Consider the following 23,232-nt stretch of genomic DNA (forward strand, 5'->3'; position numbering starts at 1 on the left):
TGATATGAATAGAAGAATCAAACAAGTCTGGCTGCTCGCCATCCTTTCCTCTTTCCTGCTGATAGGCTTGCAGACTTATTGGCTATACAATAGCGTGATCTATTCGATGGGAGAGATGGGGAAGAAAAACGCCGAAAAGGCGGAACAGGCGATTATTGCCTATCTGACAAATATCGGAGCGGCGGTAAAAGAAAAATCACATATCGGTTATGTCGTCTCGGCATATTTTTCAGACTTCAAGGGTCCCTGTACTACGGTTTGCTCTCCGCTGGATACGGATACAATCATTGGTGGAGTGGTGTATAGCAAGCCGGGATTCGGCAACGTGATGGAGAAGAGAGATACTTTCGATTTGCGTGAGACGGATTCCAATAATTCTTTTGATTGCCTGAATACTTACATCACTTACCAGCTTACCCGTTTTGACAAGGTGCATTTTGATCGTTTCGTCAGTAGGAAACTGGGCAATGGGTTCATCGAGTCTGAGATGAAGACGGGTAAGCATCGCCTTTGGCAGACAAGAATCGTAGAGCCTCCTACCTTGTTTCATCACGAAATGCTGGTAGAAGTGCCTTTCAATCCTATCCAGTATCAGTCGATGCAGATGAGGATGCAGGTGCCGATGCTGCCCATCCTGAAGGGAATGATGTGGCAGATGATAGGAAGTCTCCTGGTTACCATCATGCTTCTCCTGAGTATAGCCTATCTCATCAAGGTGATGCTCCTGCAGAAGAAGGTGGATAAGATGCGAAGCGACTTTGTGCATACGATGATTCACGAGTTGAAACGCCCCGTGCAGACGCTGAAGATGTGTGTATCTGTATTCTCTGCTCAAAAGACAGATGAGAAGGATGAGAATGCCCTTATCATGGAGACCGTAAGAGAGGAGAGCGATAACCTGACCGCCTATCTCGCCAAACTCCGGGAAGTAATCAGGGCAGAGGAACATATCCCGCTCCAGATAACTTCTTTCGATATCCACGCCGCCTTGCAGAATCTGGTGGCTGTGTATCGAAAGAACAGACAGAAGGAGGTGAATGTTTCGCTCGATTACCAGCGCACTTCCGACCGGATGATGGGAGATAGAGACCAGCTTCTGAATGTGGTCAGCAATCTGATGGAGAACTCGGTGAAGTATTCCGGCGATATTGTCAATATCCATGTTGCCTGTCGAGATACCGAGAAGGGGGAAGTCATGATTTCTGTATCAGATAATGGTATCGGAATTTCGCCCGACGAGCAGCAGAGAGTCTGGACGAAGTTCTATCGCAGCAATGCTTACCCGGATATGATGCAGCCGGGCATCGGCTTGGGTTTGAGTTTTGTGGATATGATTGTGAAGGCCCATGGGGGCAGGAAAATGATGCAGAGCGAAGTGGAAAAGGGAACCAGGATTTCGATTGTCATCCCGCAGCACTCCTGATGCATCCGGTTTAACGCTATAAAGAACAGAAAAAATGATCAAGATATTATTTGCAGACGATGACTTGAAGTATTCCATGTTGCTGAAGAGTTTCCTGCAGCAGCATGGCTACGATGTGACTTATGCCGGCAATGGCAAGAAGGCATGGGAGCAGTTCCCGGAAGTGAAGCCCGATCTGGTATTGCTCGACATCAATATGCCGGAGATGGATGGCTATGAGGTGGCTGAGCGCATCAGAGCTATCGACCCGAAGGTGCTTATCTTCTTTCTCACCGACCGTACGGAGAAGAATGATCGGCTGAAAGGTTTCTCCCTGAAGGCAAACGATTATCTTGCCAAACCCTTCTATCCGGAAGAGTTGCTGGCAAGAATAGAGGAGCGGTTCTCTATGAATGAGAGTGAGACGATAGAAGAGGAGGTGTATCATTTCGGTGAAACCACCTTCTGCTATAATAACAATGAGCTTCGTACCCGTTCCTCTCGTGTGCTCATCACCAGCCGACAAGCCGACATCCTCCGTCTGTTGGCGAAGAATATCGGCAATGTAGTAAGCAAGGAGATGATACAGGAGGCGGTGTGGGGTACCGTGAGCTATGCCAACTCCCTGGCTGTGAATGTGCAGATGACGTATCTCCGCCATGCTCTTCAGCATGATGCGACCGTTAAGATTGAGTCGCTGAAGAAAAAGGGATACGTTTTGTCTGTTATTTCTCCAGAGTAACGATGATGTAGCTTCTGCCATCCTTTTTCAGGCCTCTTTCCTGAATGGCTTTGGTGCCCTCTTTCAAGATCTCGATGGCTCTGATCTTGCTGGGAGAAATCTTGTTGAATTCCTCTTTGCTCAGCTCCTGCTCTCTGCCCTTGATCAGATAGTGAGGGTCTGGCTTGGGGGCAGGAGGTGTGGTAGTGGTGATGATATGAATCTCTATCACATCTCTTTTGGGTGCCGGCAGGACGTTGGTGTTTACCTGGTAATTCTTGATGGTTTTACCGATGAGTTCCTTGCCGGTGAAGTTTGGAATGCGCTCGCCGTCGATGCTGTAGATACGCAGGGTATCTGCCTTGGATGCCATACTGCTGGTTATGCCCAGCAGGGCAAATGCAATGGTGAAAATATACTTTTTCATAAGCGTGAAATGTTTTATCATTCGTTTAATTGTGCCAATGGAAGTAGCTGATAACTACCATCTTGTGTTTCTGTGATATTGATGGTGTAATGCTGCATGTTGCCGTCGTTGTCCAGGGTTGAGATAACGATGTTATCGCCTTGGCGGTTGATGGTAAGCTGCTCGGCAGAAGGCAGGGCGGCAGAGGCTACTTCATAAATCTGATTGAAATCTTCATGAATGCTTCTTTCTGTTTCAGAAGAGGTCTTTTCGGCATATTCTGAAGTCTTCTCTTTGTTTTCTGAAGTCTTCTTCGTATTACCTAAAGAGGTCTCTGCTGTCTTCCCAGCATCTTTCTCACTTCTTCCTGCGATATTCTTTCTTTTGGCAAGGGCCATCTTGCTTGACTTCATTTCCTGTGGAGTCACGATATTCTGGGTTGCAGCCAGGAAGAGGGAGTCGGCACGTTCCATCTTTTCGTATGCGTTCAGGTTCCCGTCTTCATCCTCGGAAGATGGCTGCGAACGAACCATCTGCTCTGTAGGAACCAGATTGGCAAGACCAGGTTGTTCGGAAGAGGATGAGAAATAATCCTTGATAGGGAAGAGCAGGAAGATGAGTCCTGCCAGCATTGCCGTAGCGAGAAGAAGGGCTGAGAGGCGTACCCATCTTGTTTCGTGCGTCTTAGAAGTTGCAAGGGACATCTCTTTCATATCTGACTGTTTATCTTCCTTTTCCACCTGATGAATATTCGGAGTATAGTTCTCCATTCCCAGCATCAGGTTTCTGATGTCGAGATCCTCATCCGTTAAATCCTTATTCTCGCAATGGCGATAGAAATCAGCCAATGCCTGTTCTTCCTCCACGCTGGTATCAGCATCGAGGTAGCGCTCTATCAGCTCGTGGCGATAGGTTATATCTTCTAGTTTCTTCATTTCTTTCCTTTTTAGAGTTTATGATGCAAGAAGAGGCGAAAGGTAAACAAAAAATGCTACCTTCGCACATTTCTGTGCAAAGATAGCATAAAAAATTGAGATATAGACATATCTTTTATTTTATTTGCGGATGAAGTGGTTTATTCCTCTGTTTTTGCCATCATTACAATGATATTACAGGTGCAGAAAATCAGTGATGTAACAGCTTTGTAATACTTATGTTTTACGGTAGAAATATCTTCTCCTTACCTTTGCAGTCGAAATGAAGAAGATGTCTTTCCGCATCATCGGAAAAGATTTCATTCGGAATAAACAAAATCAGATTTTCGTGTATATAATAATAAGGTAAGAAAGATAAGACATGAAGAAGAAAACGTATTTGTTGATGGCACTCACGATGGTGTCAATGGGAATGAATGCCCAGAATTCTGGAAACAGCTCTTTGGAGAAGGGCATCGAGGAGTTCACCAAGACCATGACCATTGGTGGAACCATCCGCTCTAAGTATGAGTACCAGACCGAAGAAGGGGAGGGACGATTCGAGGTGCGCACAGCCCGCATCAACGTGGCTGGCAATGTAACACCTCAGGTAAGCTATAAGGCAGAAATCGACCTCTGCGACGAGGGTAAGATCAAGATGCTCGATGCCTATACCCGCATCAAGCCTTGGAAGACTCTGCAGTTCACCATCGGTCAGAAGCGCGTGCCATTCACTATTGATGCTCACCGTTCTCCTCATCAGCAGTACTTCGCCAACCGCTCGTTCATCGCCAAGCAGGTGGGCAACGTGCGCGACGTGGGTGCCGAAATAGGATACACCTGGAATGTAGGTTTCCCAATCGTGGTGAATGCCGGTATCTTCAACGGTTCGGGCTTGACCAACCAGAAGGATTACTGGACCAAGGGCGTTAACTATTCAGCCAAGGCTCAGTTCCTCTTCCCGAATGTGAACCTGGTGTTGAGCACCCAGAAGATCAAGCCATCTGATGTTACGGTAACGATGTATGATGGCGGTATCACCTTCCACAAGGGTGGTTTCATTGCTGAAGCTGAGTATCTTTACAAGCATTACAGCAAGGATGCCTTCCACGATGTTCATGCATTCGATGGTTTCGTATGCTATGACATTCCGGTGGCTAATCCTAAGAGCCTCATCAGGAAGGTTTCGCCTTTGGCAAGATATGATTTCATGAGCGACCACAGTGATGGTACAAGATATGGCGGTTCTGATACAGAGCTTGGTGCCTTGAAGGTTAATGATTACAAGCGCCATCGTGTTACGGGCGGTGTAACCCTGAGCCTTGCCAAGCCATTCATCTCTGATATCCGTATCAACTACGAGAAATATTTCTATCGTAAAGGTGGTATAGCTAAAGTTTCAGAAAAAGATAAGATTGTTGTGGAGTTCATGACAAAGTTCTAATAATAGTTTATAGTTAAGAGTTTATAGTTTATAGCAACAGTCATCTATAAACTATAAACTCTTAACTATAAACTCCTTACAGCATTCCCTTAGAGCTAGGAAGTTCGAAGTGGTAGATGTCTCTCTTTACCGCCATTTTCAGCGAACGGGCAAGTGCCTTGAAGATGCCTTCTATCTTGTGATGCTCGTTCTCGCCCTCAGCCTTGATATTGAGGTTCATCTTTGCCGCATCACTCAGACTCTTGAAGAAATGCTTGAACATCTCGGTTGGCATTTCGCCCACCTTCTCTCTGTGGAACTCTGCATCCCAGATCAGCCATGGACGGCCACCGAAATCCAATGCCACCTGACAGAGACAATCATCCATCGGCAGACTGTAGCCGTATCTTTCGATGCCACGCTTGTTGCCCAGCGCCTGCAGCAGGCATTCGCCCAGTGCAATACCCGTATCCTCAATGGTATGATGCTCATCCACATAGAGGTCGCCCTTGGTATGGATGGTGAGGTCCATCATGCCGTGCTTGCCTATCTGTTCCAGCATGTGGTCGAAGAAACCGAGACCGGTAGAAATGTCGCATTTGCCTGAACCATCGAGATTTACCTTGATGTAGATATCCGTTTCCTTGGTGGTGCGCTTCACTTCTGCGATACGGTCACCGGCAAAGAGAATCTCGGCTATCTTGTCCCAGTCCATGCCATCCTTTCCGAGAATCAGACTCTTGCAACCCAGGTTTTCGGCAAGTTGGGCATCGGTTTCACGGTCACCGATTACATAACTGTTTGCCATATCGTAGGCAGGATTGTCGATGTATTCGGTCAGCATGCCTGTGCCCGGCTTTCTCATTGGCGAGTTATCCTCCGGGAAGTGGCGGTCGATGTGCTGCTTGGCGAAGTGGATGCCCTCGCTCTCCAGGGTCTGGATGATGAAGTTGTGTACTGGCCAGAAGGTGTCCTCTGGGAAGGAGTCGGTGCCCAGTCCGTCCTGGTTGCTCACCATCACCAGCTCGTAGTCGGTGTGCTGGGCAATGAAGGCGAGATTGCGGAACACGCCCTTGGTGAATACCAGCTTCTCGAAGCTGTCAATCTGTTCGTCCTCTGGTTCCTGAATCAGAGTTCCATCGCGGTCGATGAAGAGTAATCTTGTCTGTTTCATGTCTCTTATATATTATGTTAATACGATTAATATTTTTCTATCTCTGTAGTTGCCATTTTCTGGCTTTCCTTCATTCTCTGTTTCTCTTCGTCTTGCACCTTGTAAGAGCCGAATTGATAGGCAAGTGAAATGCCGAGCCAGCTCAGGGCGTAGATGATGAGCAGGAAGGTGATGGTGAACACCAGGAAGAGGAGTGGGGTGAAATAACCCGGCACACCGAGCGGGTCGCCATCAAGTGCACCGAGCTGTGAATAGAACTGTGCGATGATGAGGATGATGGAAGGCAGGGCTGCGATAAAGGTAGCGATGCCTACGATAATCATGCCGAGAAAACTGGTCAGAAAGAAACCTCCGAAGTGGCGGAGAATGCGGAGGAGGGATTTTCCTATCTTGCGCTTTTCGCCCTTAGGACACAGCTGCTTTCTTGGCAGAAGATGCCAGAATGATACGATAGCCATTACGATAGTGGCTCCGTAAATGATGGTTTGCAGAATGAACGAAGCCATCGGATTCACGGCTCCCCAATCGTGAAGCGGTTTGTTGGGGAGGAGGAAATAGAGTACGATAGCCAGCAATACAGCAAATGGAACATGGGTAGTCCATGTCTGTTTTACGAGTGATCTGAAGTCACTTGTTATGGTATCGTATGATGCTCTCATGCAGGAAGTTATACTTCGGTGCTTAAATAATTCATTTACTTCCATAACTATCTTGTTTTAATTTCTAATTATCGCTTTTGTATTTTTTACCTTTAAAAGTTTTTTACCCTTTTACTTTTTTACCCTTTTACCTTTAAAAGTTTCTTCTGAATTCTGAGCAGGTAATGGCGGTAGCGATAGCCACATTCAGACTGTCGGCGGTAGCTCTACCTTCCGGAAAGTTAGGGATGAGCAGCTTGTGGTTCACCTTTTTTGCCAGAGCAGGCGAAATACCTTTTCCTTCGTTTCCCATCACGATGAGTCCTCGGTTTTCGAGCGTTTGCTGATAGATGTTGTCGCCATCGAGCAGGGTTCCGTAAACGGGAACATCGGCAGGAAGTGATTCTACCAGTCCCAGCAGGTCGCCATATTCTACCTTCACTCTTGCTATGCTGCCCATCGTGGCTTGCACCACCTTCGGATTGTATACGTCGGCAGTATCCTGACTGCAGTAGATATGGGTGATGCCAAACCAGTCGGCGATGCGGATGATGGTGCCCAGATTGCCTGGGTCCTGAACGCCGTCGAGCGCCAGACTCAGTTCGCTGGTATTAATAGAGTAATCTCCTGATGTTGCCTGTCTGAATACGGCAAGCACCTGCTGCGGATGCTGTAGGAAACTCACCTTCTTCAGTTCTTCATCAGTAACCTCTATCACTTCGGTTTCAGCCCCGAAGTGTTTGCCCCGGAGCCATTCGCCGGTAGCCACAATCAGGTCGGCAGGTTGCAGAGCGAGCAGATCGTCTACCACCTTGAAACCTTCTGCCACGAACTTTCCTTCTTTATTTCTGTTCTTCTTCAGTTCGAGCGAACGTATGTACTTTATTTTATTCTTGCTAATCATTTATTTTTTGTCTATATGTGTGCAAAGGTAACATAAAATATAGACATTTCAAAATAAAAAGTGCTAAATATTTTGTATTTAATTTGTTTTGCATTATCTTTGCATATCAAAAACGATAGATATTTTGAAAATACAGAAGATTTCATTACTTGCCTTGCCGCTGCTCATAGCATCTTGTTCTTCAAGCAAAATGGTGCCGGAAGGGGAGTATATATTAAATAAGGTGGAAGTGAAGAGCGACTCGGCAGGGTATAATGCCGGGGCGCTCAAGCAGTATGTGCGCCAGAAAGAGAAACCGAAACTCTTCTCGCTCTTCAAGAATCCTTTCAGCAAGAAGCCTGTCATCTACGATACTTTGCAGGCGCGGCTCTCCTGTCAGGATCTGCTTACCGCCATGCAGAACCAGGGCTTCATGCATGCCGGAGTGTCGCTCTATACCACCAAGAAAGGAAAGAAACTGGATGCTACCTATCTGTTGCATCCCGGAGAACCTTTTATGATAGGTAAGGTGAAATATGAGGTGGAAGATGAACATATCCAGCAACTTCTGCATCTCGATAACCCCGATAATCAGCAGATTAAGCCGGGTATGAGATTTACGGTAGAAACATTGGATAATGAGCGCAGGCGTATCTCCAGCCTTCTGACCAATGATGGCTATTTCCGCTTTCATAAAGATTTTATCCAGTTTTCTGCCGATACGATTGCGGGACAGAAGGATATCGCCCTGACGCTCCACCTGATGAAGTATAAGGCAAACAGTAATGCTCCTGAGGTTGATCATCCCCGATATGAAATCAGAAACATCAACTATCTGAGTAATGACAGCGACCGAATCCATCTGCGCCATCAGGTTTTGCTCAATGCCACTGCCCTCAGAGAAGGCCGTCCCTACAGCGCTGCTGCCTTGCAGCGCACCTATAACAACTTTGCCCGTCTGCAGGCGGTGAAGTATACCAACATCAGTTTCTCTGAAGTTCCTGACAGCAACCAGGTTACGGAGAACGAAATGGAGAGGGATAGCATCAGCCGGCAGATGGATTGCAATATCCAGATCAGTACCAACAAGCCTTCTACCATTGCCTTCCAGCCGGAAGGAACCAATACGGCGGGCGACTTGGGAGCTGCTGCTTCGCTCACTTATACCAACCGAAATCTCTTCAGAGGTAGTGAGCAGCTGAGCATAGAACTTCGTGGAGCTTACGAGGCTATTACCGGTCTGGAGGGGTATCAGGATCAGAACTATACTGAATATTCGGTTGAAGGCAAACTGGTTTTCCCTCGTTTCTTGGCGCCTTTCCTTTCAAGAAATTTCAGAAGAAGACAGACGGCAAACAGCGAGTTGTCGGCAAGTTGGAATCTTCAGAACCGTCCGGAGTTTCATCGCCGCGTATTCTCTACTGCCTGGCGTTATCGCTGGACAGAACCGCGTCATCATCTGGCCTGGCGTTTCGACCTGCTCGATCTCAACTATGTGTATATGCCATGGATATCCGAGACTTTTAAGAGAGACTATCTCGATAATGCAGAAAACAGAAATGCCATCCTCCGCTACAATTACGAAGACCTGTTTATCATGAAGATGGGTTTCGGTTTGAGTTATAGCGATGGGGTAGATGCTGTGCGAGTGAATGTAGAGAGTTCGGGCAATCTGCTGAACGGTGTTTCCAAGGCTTTTGGTTTCAAGGTGAACAGCCAGGGGCAGCGTACATTATTTAATATAGCTTATGCCCAATATGCCAAGTTTGATGTAGATTATACCCATCTGATGCAGTTTGATAAGCGCAATGCTCTGGCGCTGCATGCGGGTATCGGCGTGGCTTATCCTTACGGCAACAGTACGGTGCTGCCTTTCGAAAAGCGTTATTTCTCGGGTGGTGCCAACTCGGTAAGAGGTTGGGGCGTAAGAGAATTAGGTCCGGGCAAGTTTAAGGGAACTGACGGCAGAATAGATTTCATCAACCAGACGGGTGATGTGAAGCTCGACTTGAATGCCGAATACCGCACTTCGCTCTTCTGGAAGTTTGAGGGTGCAGCGTTTATCGATGCCGGTAATATCTGGACACTTCGCAATTATCAGGATCAGCCTGGCGGCCAGTTCAAGATAGATGAATTCTACAAACAGATAGCTGTAGCCTATGGCTTAGGTCTCAGGTTGAATTTCGATTACTTCATCCTCCGTCTGGATATGGGTATGAAGGCAATCAATCCAGCCTACGGAACGAAGGAAGAGCATTGGGCGATTATCCACCCGAAACTAGACCGCGATTTCGCCTTCCATTTCGCAGTAGGTTTGCCGTTCTAAATGCAGCTAATAGTTTATAGTTAACAGTTTATAGTTAACAGTTTATAGTTAATAGCCAGGAGTTTCTGTATGGCATCTTTTTGATTATGATGCCCATCAGAAACTCCTTACTTTTTTCAAGGCAATTTATCCAACTTAATCTTCCAGAGCCCCTTTTCCATACACATCGGCAGTTGGAAATCGGCCTGTTCTATGAGCTGCGGATCCTGTCCGATGCTGTCCATCTGCAGAAAATTATGAACCGTAAGGGTAACGGTGGCACTTGTTTCATCATCACCGAAATCAATATCCGTAATCTCGATGCTGGCATCCTCCGGTTTCTGGCGCAGCAGTTCCACGTCGGTCTCGTTCACATTACTTGCAGCATAGCGCAGCCAGCGCTCCGATTCCTGGGTGCAATACTTCACGGCTTTCGGGAAATGCCAGTTGAAATAATAGTTGGCAAACGAATCAACATCAGCCTTCAGCTGATCCTCGCTGCCTTCGTGAGGTTCACATCCCGAAAGGCTGAATATACTTGCGGTCATGCATGCCACAGCTATGCATAAACCTATCATCGACTTCTTCATCATGATTCTCAAATCTTAAAAATTCTATTTTTTTGCGATATTTCGGCACAAAGATAGTAAAAAACTTTGTAATAAGAATCTTTTTTGCTAACTTTGCATGGAAAATAACAATTAAAATGCTGAAATTTATATCCTTTGGCAGTGGAAGTAGTGGCAATTGCTATTATCTTTACACTGATACGGATTCGATACTGATAGATGTAGGAGTAGGAATAAGAATATTGAAGAAGCATTTCCATAACTATGGACTTCGCTTCGAGGATGTGCATCACGTCCTCATCACCCATGACCACGCCGACCATGTAAAGTCGGTGGGGAGTCTGAGTACTGATTATCATCTACCGGTATATACGACCCGTAAAGTACATCAAGGCATCGAGCGCAACTATTGTGTTCGAAAGAAGATAGAGCCTAACCATGCTCGTGTGATAGAGAAGAATGTAACTTTCACACTGGGCGAGTTTAAGATTACTCCGTTCGGCGTACCCCACGACAGTACCGACAATGTTGGCTATTTCGTGGAGTGCGGAGGTGTGAACTTCTGCCTCATCACCGATGTGGGCCATATTACCGAAGAGATGCACGACTTTATCGGCCGTGCCAACTATCTTGTGCTCGAGGCGAACCATAGTGTAGAGATGCTCCAGCAGGGTCATTATCCCCAGTATCTGAAGGAGCGCATTCTGGGAGATAACGGTCATCTGAGCAACGACGATTGTGGCGAGGCGCTTGCCAATTATGCTACACCGGAGCTTCATCACGTCTGGCTCTGTCATCTCAGCGAGGAGAACAACCATCCTGAGCTGGCACGCAAAACCGTGGAGCAGATCCTGCGCAGCAAAGGCATCATAGCCGGCAAGGACTTCCAGCTGGAAGTATTGAAGCGCAAGACGCCGAGCGAAATCTTTAACCTGGTGTAGGGCAGGTGTAAAACTAAAAAGGTAGCCGGATAAGGAGTTATATTGAGTTAACTCCTTATCCGGCTATTTCATGAATACGAAATAAACGGCTGCAATCAGGCAGCAGAAGGCTGCGAAATGATTCCAGTGCAATCCCTGTCCCTGAAAGAGGATATTGGCGATGATGGCGAAGACGATAAGCGATACGCATTCCTGAATCACCTTGAGCTGGACCAGATTAAACGGTCCGCCATTATCCACGAAACCGATGCGGTTGGCTGGTACCTGACAGCAATATTCGAAGAAGGCGATGGCCCAACTGAAGGCGATGACACCGATAAGAGGCCAGTTGCTGCTCACGCCCGTTTGTTGCAACTTGAGGTGTCCGTACCAAGCCAGCGTCATGAAGATGTTGCTCAGCACCAATAATAATATAGTATACAATCCGTTCATAATCTTATTTTTTTTGCGGGTGCAAAGGTAATATATTTTTTTTAACCCTCCAAATTTCAGGGAAGTTTCATTTCGTTTTTGTTTTGATATGGCTGTTTTTGGCAGATAAATTTCCGATGTTCTGATATTTATCTCTGAAAGATAAGTGTGCTGTTTGCGTATGGCTAGTAGGCTGTTTGGGGCGAACAGCAGACTAGCGGAATAGGGAACAGTCGGCTGTTCCTATAAGACAGTCATCTCAGACGGGGAAACAGATTTCCCAATCCTATCAATATGATTTATGTTTAGCATTCTGCAAAAATCTCTTCACTTTTCACCTTTCCTCCCCAATCCCCTGTGTTTATCGGCATTTCGGGAGGTGAAGAGTCATCAGCAACTCTTCACCCGCTCTTCACCACTCTTCACCCGCCAACCTCCATGTGTCGTTTTTTCTGCGGTCAAGGCAGGAACCACTACCCGGTATAATGCCTTGCGAACTTCAAAGTTAGGGAAGCCCAGGATGTAAACGCCATCGTCGTAACCCTTGATGGTGAGATAACCCGACTGATAGAGGAAGAGCTCGGCTCCGCCATTCACTACATCCGATGTTTCCAGGGTATCGCCCTCGATGAAGCAATGGTCAAAGTATTCCATCCTCATCTCCATATTATCCACAAATTTTGGTAATAGGGAAGTAGCGCCAGATGAAGCCCAGTAATTTCTCAATTCCCTATCCGATAAGGCGTTGATGAGGCTGAACGGATTGAAAATATCCACCATGTTTCTGTGGCAGAAATGATATCCGTCGTAATAAGCCGTGAGCTGCTTCAGAGTCTCCTCTGGAGTCCATCCATTTTCTTCTCCCATTGCCTCAATCTCAGGTATGAAGTTTTCGGCAGCTTCCTGCTTTGAAATACCGCAGATGGTGGCGTAGGGTGCATCAAAACTGATGTTGCTCAGGTTGTTGAGCACGGAGAAGAGGGAGATCTGGGTGAACTTGGTGATGCCCGTGATGAAGACGAAACGCTCGTGTTCGTCTTCTTTTTTCAAGACGGCAAACACGGACTTGTAGATGGCTGTACAGGCATCATGCTGAGGAGTCTTCCAGGAGTGCTGCAATGGAGAATCATACTCATCGATGAGGATAACCGCCTGTTTTCCGGTCTTTTGAAACATCGTTTCGATGATGTTCTGGAAACGTACGGCAAGGGAAACCTCCGGACGTACCGCAACTTCATACTTCTGTTCGAGTTTATAGAAGGCATCGTCGAGATAGGAGTTGAGTTCTTCGGGGGTAGCTCCTCCGCAACTCATGTCGAGTCGAATTACGGGATAGCAGGTCCAGTCTTTCTCTAGCTTCATCACCTTCAATCCTTCGAAGAGTTCCTTTTCCCCCTCGAAGTAAGCCTGGAGTGTATCCACGAGAATGGACTTACCGAAGCGGCGTGGGCGGCTTAGGTAATGATAAGTCTTGTTGCTATGAGCAAGTCTCCATACCATATCAGTCTTGTCAACATATAGGTATCCTTCTCTTCTTATTTCTGCAAAAGACTGGATGCCTACAGGCAATTTTCTATCGTTCATTTCTGTCATAATCTAATCTCCTATGTTTTCAGGATAGCTTTTTGCGAGCTATTCGCCTTGCTACAAATTCTATTTGCAAAGATACGATGAATATTTTGATTTTGCAAGAAAAATGGGGGATAATATAAAAAAGGTGGCGAATCTTTTTGTTATCTCTGATTTTTGCAGTATTCTTGTCAATTCGTAAAATGGCGGGGCGTTTTATTTATGATGGAGGTAGCCCAATGTTTTTTCAGTCGGATTCGTGAAAAGGTATTCAGGTGAAGAGTGGTGAAGAGTGGGTGAAGAGCTGCCGAGAACTCTTCACCCCCGTCAACCGCCCTGTTTATCGGTGTTTCGGAGGGGTTGGTGAAGAGTGAAGAGTATTTCCGTGTTTGCTTTTGCTCATTTTAATATTATCTCTCGAAATATGTGTCAATGATGAAAAGAGTTTTAATTAATTGGCACCAAGATTTCGGTATAATCTGGCAAACTCTTCTAATCTAACTACTAGTACTCTTGGAAAATCGATGTTTTCTAAATCTTTGAAATGTTTATCATCTGATACAATGAAATCGGCATTGGCAAAGATTGCGCAATCCACAAACTTATTATCATCGGGATCCTGTGTGATAAGATTCCAATGATAATGAGCATCAACTCTTTGGGTATTCGGAGCTTGAGTTATAATCTCCAATACCATAGTTGCTATTAATCGATTCGTTTTTAAACAAAGTATTTCTTCGTATTCTTCTAGAATTTCAGTTGTAAAGCAGAGACAATAGTCCCCATTCAAGAATCCTTCCCATAAGAAATAATTCTTGCTTTTCCTTGCAATTATCTGCAAGAGACAGTTGGTATCTAAGACGATGTTTCTCTGCATAGTCAGTTTATTTATAAGCCGTGCGCAAATGTTCTGACTGCATTTCCTGCAACTTTTCATTGCTCATTTCGCCAGATTCCCAAAGCTTATCTATTTCTCGCTGCAAGCGATCATTCATGAACTTAACTAATGTTCGTTTCAAGTCTGCCAAGTCCTGTTCTGACTGTAAACAAGAGATAACATTGAGCACCGCCTGTTGAGCCTGATTGAATTGTAATACTTGTGTTGCCATAATTGTAATTTTTAAACATTTCACTCTGCAAAGATACAGATAATTATTGATACTCCAAAGATTTTGAGAAGAATATTTTGATTTCGCAAGAAAAAATGGGGGATAATATAAAAAAGGTGGCGATTCTTTTTGTTATCTCTTATTTTTGCAGTATCTTTGCATTCGGATAGATTCGCCCTAGGGTGATGACGTCTGTTTTTGTGGGTTAAAATAATAGCGTTTGCTGTTTATTCGATAATAATGTTCCTGAAGTTTGGCCGCGGAAGAACATATACCATAGGATAAATAAGTAAGCGTCCGCTATAGCGTGGACGTAAAACTTATCTATGGTATATAGGTTAGGCCAAACACCTTGGAACGTTGGATAAGTGGATCGTCCACGTTTCTGCGTTCTGATGGGGATGAGGCTGGTCTTGATGCAAACCTAGGTTGGCTTTGTTGCTATGGATAAGGGTGTTTGGTTGTAGCTTTTATTTTCTGAGTAACAAAGCAGTCGCATTAAAACTATATTTAAGCTTTAATGCTATGGCAAAATCATTGATTGAAGAGCTACCTCGCATTTCAAGCGAAGGTAGGCAAGAGGCTCAGCGCATCATCGAGCGATTGAGCAGTGGCACACGCATTGGGTTGCAAACCAATGAGCTGGTGTTGCCTCGCAAGGATGTCTCCGGATTCTTCCGTGGACAAGTTCCCAATATCCCTAATGCATTCAATGCCGCCCTGGATGGGGGGAGTTGGATGAACCGTCTGGTGTATGGTGATAATCTCCTGACCATGCAGGCGCTGCTTGCCGGAGATCCTCAGACGGGCTTGCCTTCTTTAAGAGGCAAAGTGGATTTGATATACATCGACCCGCCGTTTGATTCGAAGGCGGATTATAGAACTCCGATTACATTACCAAATGCAAGTTTTTCTCAAAGACCAACTGTTATTGAGCAGTTTGCCTATGCGGATACATGGGAAGAAGGAACGATTTCTTATCTGAAAATGATTTATCCTCGTCTTATGTTGATGAAGGAAATGTTATCAGAGAAAGGAAGTATCTATGTTCATATTGATTGGCATATAGGCGCATATGTAAAGGTTGTTTTAGATGAAATTTTTGGAAAGGAAAATTTCCGTAATGAGATCATATGGAAAAGAGGTACAGTAAAAGGTGCCAAAGCTGTAGGGAATCAATTTGCTAGAAATCATGATATGATTTTGTATTATTCTAAAGGTAATGACTATGTTTATCATACACAGTATTTACCTTATTCAGAAGAATATATTAAACAACGTTATACGAAGAATGATAATGATGGGCGTGGTCCATATACAGATCAAGCGATAGGTACTAGAAGTGAGGAATCTCTTGTTGAGATGGCAAAAGATAATCGTATATTTATTACTTCAACTGGGAAACGACGTGTAAAATATTATTTAAGTGAGGCTAAAGGAATTGCTATGGATGATTCATGGAATGATATTTCTGAGGTGAATTCAATGGCTAAAGAAAACGTAGGCTACGCCACACAAAAACCTGAAGCCCTCTTAGAACGTATTATTAAATCTTCTTCCAACGAAGGTGACCTCGTCTGCGATTTCTTCGGTGGCAGCGGCACCACAGCAGCGGTTGCCGAAAAGCTGGGCCGTCGCTGGATTACCTGCGACATCGGCAAGCCGGCATCCCTCGTCATGCGCAAGCGCTTCATCGACCAGGAAGTAAATCCGTTCCTCTATCAAAGCATCGGCGACTATCAGAAAGAGGCTTTCCATAACAACAAGAAGCTTCGCAGAGTGGGCGATCTCTCTCAGGTAGTCTTAGGCCTCTACGGCGCCTTACCATTCTCTCCAGAACAGGTGAGCGATAGAAACTTTGGCTATGTGAAGGGCACACGAAATCTGGTGATGGTGGATAGTCCTAACCGCCTGACCACTGCTGCTACCGTTCGCCGTGCCGTAGAAGCCAAGGCTTCTCTGCTTGGCGGCGACTGGGATAAAGTCATCGTGCTCGGCTGGAACTTCGCCTTCGACATCTCGCAAGCCATCGAGAAATATAAGAACAGCAATGTAGAGGTGCTGGTGATTCCGCCCGATCTGCTCGACAAGCTATCCAAGAAAGGTTTCAAGAAGCTCATCGCCGACAAAACCGTCCGCTTCTCTTCTTTGCAATATCTGGTGGTGAACCCAGTTGAAGTAACCGTGAACGGCAATGGCGAGGATGAACTCGACATCAGTCTCAGCAACTATGTGCTGCTCTCGCCAGATAATATTCCGCTGGATGATAAGGACAAGGAGAAGTTGCAGCAGGTGATGGAGCAGGACCCTCTCTCGCTGATAGAATATTGGAGCATCGACCCTGATTATGACGGCGATACCTTCCGCAGCACCTGGCAGGATTATCGTGAGAACGTGGATAACGACAGCGACCCGCTTCACTGCGTATATTCCACCCGAATTGCCATGCCGCATAAGGATGAGCGAAAAGTCTGCGTCAAGGCGGTGGATGTGTTCGGATTCGAGAGTCAGGTTATTCTGGATGTGATGTGTTAGTGATAAGAACGAATAGGAGATTACGACTATGGCTATCAATTCAAGTAATATATCTTTGGAATTGGCGCATCGACTCACCGATGTGGTCAATGCCGCCTGGAAGAGTGGGGAGATGCTGGAGAAGGTGACCCCAACCACCGCCTCGCTCTTAAACTATTGGTTTGGAGAGGGTTTCTGCAACGAGCGTGTGAGAAATTTCCATGAGGGTCAGCGACAGGCTATCCTCAACATCATCTATCTGCACGAAGTGATGGGAGAAAACTGCGTGATGGATGCCTATCAGGGCATCATTCCGGAACTGATGGATAGGGCCGACCTGGCTCAGCTTGCCAAACCTAAATATCAGATGCCTAAGTATGCAGTGAAGATGGCTACGGGCACGGGAAAGACGTGGGTGATGCATGCCCTGATAATCTGGCAGATGCTGAATGCCCGGCACGAGGATGTAGAGAGCGGACGATTTACGCAGAAGTTCCTGATAGTGGCTCCGGGTCTGATCGTTTACGACCGTCTGCTGGATGCCTTTTGCGGTAGAAAGAAGCGCGACGAAGAATATCGTGACCCTCAGACCAACGACTACTACATGAACCAGGACGTATTCATCCCAGAGCGTTATCGTGACGAGGTGTTTTCGTTTATACAGAACAATGTGGTGACCAAGGAGGATGGTATCGGCAGAAAGACCACCGGCGAGGGACTGATTGCCCTGACCAACTGGCATCTGTTTGAAAACCAGATGGAAGAGAAGGAACAGGATGAGGATGTGGACGATTCCAGCACGGTGACACCTGCTGAAATCATCAGCGACCTTTTGCCTATTCGTCCGGGCAAGTCGGCGGGCAACGACCTCGGCATGCTCGACCGCCGTGCCCTGGGTGGCACAGAACTGGAATATCTGGCGGGTTTAAAGGATTTGATGGTAATCAATGATGAGGCTCATCATATTCACGAAATCAAGCGTAATGGCGAAACCGAGGAGGTGGAATGGCAAAGAGGCCTGAATGCCATCAGTGCCACCAAGGGTACAAGATTCATACAGGTGGACTTCTCTGCTACTCCTTTTGATACGAAGGGTGCCGGAGAGAAGCAGGTGAAACTCTTCTTCCCGCATATCATTGTTGACTTCGACTTGCCTATGGCGATGAAGCAGGGACTGGTGAAACTGTTGCTGCTCGACCGCCGCCAGGAACTCACCGACCTGGAGAACTTGGATTACAACGCCGAGCGTGATGAGCAGGGAAAGGTAGTAGGGCTGAGCGAGGGTCAGCGCATGATGCTCCGTGCCGGATTGACCAAGCTGAACAAACTGGAAGAGGAATTCCTGAAGAATGATGCGTCTAAGAACCCGAAGATGCTCATCGTCTGCCAGGACACCACGGTATCTCCTTTTGTAGAAGAGTTTCTGAAGTCGGAAGGTTTGGAAGATGAAGACATCGTTACCATCGACAGCAACAAGCAGGGCGAGGTGAAGGATGAGGAATGGCTGGAAATCAAGAAGAAGCTCTTCGATATAGATAGGTATAAGAGTCCGAAGGTGGTCATCTCGGTGCTGATGCTCCGTGAGGGCTTCGACGTCAACAATATCTGTGTGCTCGTTCCGCTCCGTTCTTCGCAGGCACCAATCCTGCTGGAGCAGTTGGTTGGTAGAGGTTTGCGACTGATGTGGCGAGAGCCTGACTACATCGACATCAAGCGTGAAGACCGCCTCAGGGTATTGAAGAATCATCAGCCTCCTCGCACTTATATCGATACCTTGTCCATCGTTGAGCATCCGGCTTTCATCAAGTTCTATGATGACTTGCAGGATCAAGGCTTGGTTGCAGTGGATGAAGGCGACGTGGGTACAGGAGGAGCCACTGGCGATATCCTGACCGTGGGACTTCGTGAGGATTACGAAAAGTATGATTTCCAATGGCCGGTTATTCTGCATGATTCCTTAGAAGAGTTGGAAGATGCAGAAATAGATTTAGATGATTTACAGCCATTCACGATGTATCCGCTGTCTTTGCTCCGTAAGTTCCTGGCAAAGGAGGGGGAGACCTTCGTATCGCAGGAATCTTTGACCAAGACAACCTTTGGTAAGTATAAGGTAACGGCTAATCTCTTCAATGCCAATGGATATAATGAGTATCTGCAGAAGTTGCTAAGGGTAGTAACCCTGCGCTTTGAGAACTGTCGCCGTCAGGGTTTTCCTACCATTCAAATCAATGGTGCCCAAACGGTGCAGGTGATGGACTGGTACATTAGGGAGAAACTTTTCGCTATGCCTTTCGACCCGTTCCAAGGAAGCGACTGGAAGATATTGCTGGCGAAGGATGGCATCGTGACGAAGCACATCGTGGAGCAGTTTGCGGTGGCAATCTATAAAATGCAGAACCGCCTGACTATGGTAGATGCAGAGGTGAGCCATACGGATTTCTCTTCGCTCAAAGCTATCAAGATGAGAGAGTCTTACTCGTTAGATGTGCAGAAATGTATCTATCCCCGACTGGGTTATCCTTCTCATGGCGGAGGTTTGGAAAAGGCATTCATTAAGTTTCTGGATAGGGATGCCGAGGTAGAAAGATTTCTGAAGATTAATGAGAGTGGCCATTCCTTCGCCATCATCTTCTATGTAAGGAAGGATGGCTTGATGGCAACGTATCATCCAGATTTCATCGTGGCTACAGCTGATAAAGTTTATCTGATAGAAACCAAGGGCGACGATAAGGTAGATGACGTGAACGTGCGCCAGAAACAGACGGCAACCATCGAGTGGATAAAGAAAATCAACGCATTGGAATCTAAGGATAGAATGAATCGCACCTGGGAGTATGTTTTGATAGGCGAGAGCGTGTTCTACTCGTTGAGTGGAAGTGGCGCTACGATTACTGATATCTGCAACCAGTGCAAGGTATCGTATTCTGTGGCAACGGGTAATCTGTTTGATATGTAAGAGCATTTGCTACAAATGAAGCAAATGCTGCAATAATGATAAATAAAGCCAGCCTTTTTGCAGGAGAAGGCTGGCTTTCTTGTTCTTTACGTGGGGATTTTATCCGTATAATCTATTAATTTTCAGCGTTCTCTGCCATTTTCTTGTAGATTTTCTTGCAAGTTCCAATCTTTCTTCGTATTTTTGCACCAATAAGTAACGTGGAACTTTAAAAGCGAAAGAAATATGGAGGAAAAGAAATATCATATCGATGAATCGAAGATAGCCGGGGATAAGGTTTGTGAGCCATCGCCTGTTTATGCATCTGTTGCATCAGAGTCTGTATCTCATCACGTGATTGATTCTGAAATAGAGCAGAAAGATGAAATTCCTGTTCTTAAAAATCATTTTAGCTATGAGGGTCTTTTGGATAGTATCGATTATTGTGAAACCATTAAGGATGATCCTTCTAAATGGGAGTCTGTTGATGCCTTTAATGAACGTTTATATGAGGAATTCCCATGGCTGAGATAGTTGTCCACAAGCTGTATGAAGAAAAGGAACGTCAGTATATTATCGATGCTTATGAGAATTTTGGTAAGAAAACTGCTCGAAAGTGGAAAGAAGAACTGAAGAAAATTCAGAACTTCCTGAAAAAATATCCTGAAGGTAAGCCCCCTTTTCTTGGTGCACCAAAGTTTAGCTATTTGCTTCGGGGTGCTAATTTTATGCGTAATTTCAAGTTGGTTTATTATTATGATGAATCCTTGGATGTGGTGCATATTGTTGACATTTGGGATATGAGACAGAATCCAAAAAGGTTCTCTGTCTCAAAATACAAGTGATTTTATATAACTTTAAAAGCGAAAGAAATATGGAGGAAAAGAAATATCATTCTTCTCTTTTCTGTCGGATTCTTGAAAAAGTATTTAGGTGAAGAGTGGTGAAGAGTGGGTGAAGAGCTTCAGAGAACTCTTCACCTCCGCCAACCGCCCTGTTTATCGGTATTCCGGAGGGCTTGGTGAAGAGTGAAGAGTATTTGCCGTGCCAGTTATTCATTTTAATAAGGAGCAATATGATGTTACATCGAGATAAAATATTATGTTTTTGGGTTTTATTCTGCTGCTTCTTTGCATATACTCCTCTGCAAGCCCAGCAGCCACGCAAGAAGGTGGGGCTCGTGTTGGGTGGAGGTGGTGCCAAGGGTGCGGCTGAAGTAGGTGTGCTCAAGGTGCTGGAAGAGGCTGATATTCCTGTAGATTATATTGCCGGAACCAGTATCGGTGCCATCGTGGGCGGACTCTATGCCATTGGCTACGATGCTGCGGATATCGATAGCCTCTACCGTAACCAGAACTGGCTTTTCCTTTTGAGCGACCAGGTGAAACGTGAATCGGAGACTTTTCTTTCTAAAGAAGAAAGGGAGAAATATATCGTTCATATTCCTCTTTCCAAAGAGAGGAAGGTCTCGTTGCCAACCGGTTATGTGAAGGGGCAGAATATCTTTAACCTTTTCTCTAAACTTACCGTGGGGTATCATCAGGTGGATGATTTCTCCAACCTGCCTATTCCTTACCGTTGCGTGGCGGTAGATCTGGTAGAAGGCAAGGAGGTGGTGTTTTCATCGGGCTCGTTGCCATTGGCGATGCGTGCCAGCATGTCGATACCGGGCGTGTTTGCTCCGGTAGAATGGAAAGGGAAGATGCTGGTGGATGGCGGCGCCTTGAACAATCTGCCGGTTGATGTGGCAAAGGAAATGGGAGCGGATGTGATTATCTGTGTAGATTTGAGTACCGGTTGGAAGAAGAAGGAAGAGCTGAAATCGGCTTCTTCTGTTGTTGAACAGCTCATAAGTATGATGGGGCAGAACAAATACCGGAAGAATATGGCTGAAGCCGATCTTTATATCAATCCTTCTCTGAAAGGTTATTCGGCAGCCAGTTTCCAATCTGAAGCCATTGATACCATGATACAGCGGGGAGAACAGGCTGCCCGCCAGAAATGGGATGAGCTGATGGCTCTGAGAAAGTATATCTATGCTGATGCTTGTGATTCTGTTGCCTCTGATGATACATTACAGGATAAACGCATCAAACTGCAGAAACCTTCTCAGGCGGAAGCCTATCATATAGGAAGCATCCGGATAGAAGGCATCAGCGGAGAGGAGGAAAAGTGGATTAGAAAGAAAATTGCTCTACGGGAGAATTCGGAAGTCAGTCCTGAGGAGATAGATGGCACACTTGCTATGCTCAGGGGACTGAATATCTTTTCGCGTGTAGAATACAGACAGTCTAACGAGGAACCTTATGACCTGGTATTCATGCTGGAACCCAACGAATCCAGAAGAATCAGTGTAGGTGCACGTTTTGATACACAAGATCTGGCGAGCGTCATCGCTCAGATATCCAACAACCAGCAGTTTTCTACCCGTCATCATTATGCCTTTACAGGACGCATTTCCCGTAATCCATATCTGGAAATGAAATATGCCTATGGCAACCTTTTCGGAGCGAAAATTGGCATTTCCTATCGTATGGCTCATTATGATTTCGACCTTTATGCGGACAAGCATAAGTTGGATGCCCTAGAGTTTCTTTCGCATTCTTTCGCTGGATTCTATACCCGCGATATCGGTAATTTCAGATTGAAATCGGGAGTGCAGTTTGATTATTATCATTATCATTCTGACATGTTCGAACGCGACGGAAGCATCCAGACACGTTCGTCAGACCATTTCCTGAATTACTTTGCATCTGTTGTGATGGATACTTACGACCGCCGTTATTTCCCGACCCGTGGCAGCCGCATTCAGGTTCTGGGCATTCTGCATACGGATGACGGAATACATTATGCTGATGGTAATCCTTTTGGCGAGGCTGCTTTTCAAGGAGAATGTGCCGTACGTCTCAATTCCAGATTCTATCTGCTTCCTAAACTCAAAAGCCGCTTCTTGTTTGGAAGTTCCGTACCAGCCATTTATCAGAATTATGCAGGTGGAGCAGCTGATGGTTACTATCTGCCTTGGCAGGTGGCATGGGAGAGTGCGCAGCATGTTCATCTGCTGGAGCGCAATGTGGTGACAGGTCAGCTCGGTTTCCGTTATCGGGTAAAAGGCAAGTTCTACCTTACTGCCTTGGGAGAGTATGGCAAGGAAGCCCGCAAGTTTTCTCATATTCTCATCGGTGATGATTTGTGGGGAGGAGCCTTGCGGGCATCCTATGATTTCGTGTTGGGTCCGGTAAGCATTCAGGCTAATTATTCTAGCTTGGGTAAGAATGTTGGATTCTATATCAATGCAGGATTCGTATTCTGATTTCC

At 45.9% G+C, this 23,232-nt stretch carries 20 protein-coding genes; 10 read left to right on the forward strand and 10 right to left on the reverse strand.

Annotated elements, in window-relative coordinates; genetic code table 11:
* The first annotated feature begins 4 nt into the window (after window positions 1–4).
* Window positions 5–1,423, forward strand: a complete 1,419-nt coding sequence (locus NNC77_RS08465; RefSeq protein ID WP_254970433.1) for a sensor histidine kinase — start codon at window positions 5–7, stop codon at window positions 1,421–1,423.
* A gap of 34 nt (window positions 1,424–1,457) precedes the next feature.
* A complete protein-coding gene (locus tag NNC77_RS08470) occupies window positions 1,458–2,144 on the forward strand; it encodes a response regulator transcription factor (RefSeq protein WP_118201233.1) in 687 nt (228 codons plus the stop codon).
* Here NNC77_RS08470 and NNC77_RS08475 read toward each other — a convergent pair.
* Together NNC77_RS08475 and NNC77_RS08480 are read right to left on the reverse strand one after the other, a co-directional pair.
* Window positions 2,128–2,550 carry a hypothetical protein gene (locus tag NNC77_RS08475; protein WP_233338796.1) on the reverse strand — a complete coding sequence of 141 codons (423 nt, stop codon included), beginning with the start codon at window positions 2,548–2,550 and terminating at the stop codon, window positions 2,128–2,130. The genes NNC77_RS08470 and NNC77_RS08475 overlap by 17 nt on opposite strands.
* Window positions 2,551–2,567: 17 nt before the next feature.
* Window positions 2,568–3,464, reverse strand: coding sequence for a hypothetical protein (locus tag NNC77_RS08480; RefSeq protein ID WP_254970431.1), 897 nt, complete (start codon window positions 3,462–3,464; stop codon window positions 2,568–2,570).
* 361 nt (window positions 3,465–3,825) lie between these two features.
* On the opposite strand from NNC77_RS08480, the gene NNC77_RS08485 reads away from it, so the two are divergent.
* Window positions 3,826–4,887: a porin gene (locus tag NNC77_RS08485; protein WP_254970429.1), complete on the forward strand. Its 1,062-nt coding sequence runs from the start codon at window positions 3,826–3,828 to the stop codon at window positions 4,885–4,887.
* Window positions 4,888–4,963: 76 nt separating this feature from the next.
* On the opposite strand, the gene hisB is transcribed toward NNC77_RS08485, so the two are convergent.
* The 3 genes from hisB to NNC77_RS08500 form a co-directional block, all read right to left on the reverse strand.
* A complete protein-coding gene (gene hisB, locus NNC77_RS08490; RefSeq protein ID WP_254970427.1) occupies window positions 4,964–6,040 on the reverse strand; it encodes a bifunctional histidinol-phosphatase/imidazoleglycerol-phosphate dehydratase HisB in 1,077 nt (358 codons plus the stop codon).
* A 26-nt stretch (window positions 6,041–6,066) separates the two neighbouring features.
* On the reverse strand, window positions 6,067–6,699 hold the full coding sequence (locus NNC77_RS08495; RefSeq protein WP_181976413.1) for a hypothetical protein: 633 nt from the start codon (window positions 6,697–6,699) through the stop codon (window positions 6,067–6,069).
* Between the two features lie 133 nt (window positions 6,700–6,832).
* Window positions 6,833–7,582 carry an RNA methyltransferase gene (locus tag NNC77_RS08500; protein WP_153088593.1) on the reverse strand — a complete coding sequence of 250 codons (750 nt, stop codon included), beginning with the start codon at window positions 7,580–7,582 and terminating at the stop codon, window positions 6,833–6,835.
* A 190-nt stretch (window positions 7,583–7,772) separates the two neighbouring features.
* Between NNC77_RS08500 and NNC77_RS08505 the strand changes: the two genes are divergently transcribed.
* Window positions 7,773–9,887 carry a BamA/TamA family outer membrane protein gene (locus NNC77_RS08505; RefSeq protein ID WP_228114880.1) on the forward strand — a complete coding sequence of 705 codons (2,115 nt, stop codon included), beginning with the start codon at window positions 7,773–7,775 and terminating at the stop codon, window positions 9,885–9,887.
* A 116-nt stretch (window positions 9,888–10,003) separates the two neighbouring features.
* Here NNC77_RS08505 and NNC77_RS08510 read toward each other — a convergent pair whose 3' ends face one another.
* On the reverse strand, window positions 10,004–10,459 hold the full coding sequence (locus NNC77_RS08510; protein WP_254970424.1) for a hypothetical protein: 456 nt from the start codon (window positions 10,457–10,459) through the stop codon (window positions 10,004–10,006).
* A gap of 113 nt (window positions 10,460–10,572) precedes the next feature.
* On the opposite strand from NNC77_RS08510, the gene NNC77_RS08515 reads away from it, so the two are divergent.
* Complete coding sequence (locus tag NNC77_RS08515; protein ID WP_153093638.1) at window positions 10,573–11,376, forward strand: MBL fold metallo-hydrolase; 804 nt, start codon at window positions 10,573–10,575, stop codon at window positions 11,374–11,376.
* 63 nt (window positions 11,377–11,439) lie between these two features.
* Here NNC77_RS08515 and NNC77_RS08520 read toward each other — a convergent pair whose 3' ends face one another.
* The 4 genes from NNC77_RS08520 to NNC77_RS08535 form a co-directional block, all read right to left on the reverse strand.
* The gene (locus tag NNC77_RS08520; RefSeq protein WP_040553814.1) at window positions 11,440–11,808 is read right to left on the reverse strand and encodes a DMT family protein; all 369 of its coding nucleotides are present in this window, start codon (window positions 11,806–11,808) and stop codon (window positions 11,440–11,442) included.
* Between the two features lie 369 nt (window positions 11,809–12,177).
* Window positions 12,178–13,380, reverse strand: coding sequence for an ATP-binding protein (locus NNC77_RS08525; protein ID WP_254970421.1), 1,203 nt, complete (start codon window positions 13,378–13,380; stop codon window positions 12,178–12,180).
* A 427-nt stretch (window positions 13,381–13,807) separates the two neighbouring features.
* On the reverse strand, window positions 13,808–14,233 hold the full coding sequence (locus tag NNC77_RS08530) for a putative toxin-antitoxin system toxin component, PIN family (protein WP_254970420.1): 426 nt from the start codon (window positions 14,231–14,233) through the stop codon (window positions 13,808–13,810).
* A gap of 7 nt (window positions 14,234–14,240) precedes the next feature.
* A complete protein-coding gene (locus NNC77_RS08535; protein WP_119237108.1) occupies window positions 14,241–14,465 on the reverse strand; it encodes a hypothetical protein in 225 nt (74 codons plus the stop codon).
* A gap of 525 nt (window positions 14,466–14,990) precedes the next feature.
* Between NNC77_RS08535 and NNC77_RS08540 the strand changes: the two genes are divergently transcribed.
* The 5 genes from NNC77_RS08540 (at window position 14,991) to NNC77_RS08560 (ending at window position 23,227) form a co-directional block, all read left to right on the forward strand.
* A complete protein-coding gene (locus tag NNC77_RS08540) occupies window positions 14,991–17,000 on the forward strand; it encodes a site-specific DNA-methyltransferase (RefSeq protein ID WP_254970419.1) in 2,010 nt (669 codons plus the stop codon).
* Between the two features lie 28 nt (window positions 17,001–17,028).
* Complete coding sequence (locus NNC77_RS08545) at window positions 17,029–19,935, forward strand: DEAD/DEAH box helicase family protein (protein ID WP_254970418.1); 2,907 nt, start codon at window positions 17,029–17,031, stop codon at window positions 19,933–19,935.
* Window positions 19,936–20,160: 225 nt separating this feature from the next.
* On the forward strand, window positions 20,161–20,448 hold the full coding sequence (locus NNC77_RS08550; protein ID WP_254970416.1) for a hypothetical protein: 288 nt from the start codon (window positions 20,161–20,163) through the stop codon (window positions 20,446–20,448).
* Window positions 20,436–20,759 carry a type II toxin-antitoxin system RelE/ParE family toxin gene (locus NNC77_RS08555; protein ID WP_153080696.1) on the forward strand — a complete coding sequence of 108 codons (324 nt, stop codon included), beginning with the start codon at window positions 20,436–20,438 and terminating at the stop codon, window positions 20,757–20,759. Before NNC77_RS08550 ends, NNC77_RS08555 begins: the two co-directional genes overlap by 13 nt.
* A 230-nt stretch (window positions 20,760–20,989) precedes the next feature.
* A complete protein-coding gene (locus NNC77_RS08560; RefSeq protein ID WP_254970414.1) occupies window positions 20,990–23,227 on the forward strand; it encodes a patatin-like phospholipase family protein in 2,238 nt (745 codons plus the stop codon).
* The last annotated feature ends 5 nt before the right edge of the window (window positions 23,228–23,232 follow it).

Origin of the sequence: Segatella copri (assembly GCF_024330485.1) — a bacterium.
Classification (GTDB): Bacteria; Bacteroidota; Bacteroidia; order Bacteroidales; family Bacteroidaceae; genus Prevotella; species Prevotella copri_L.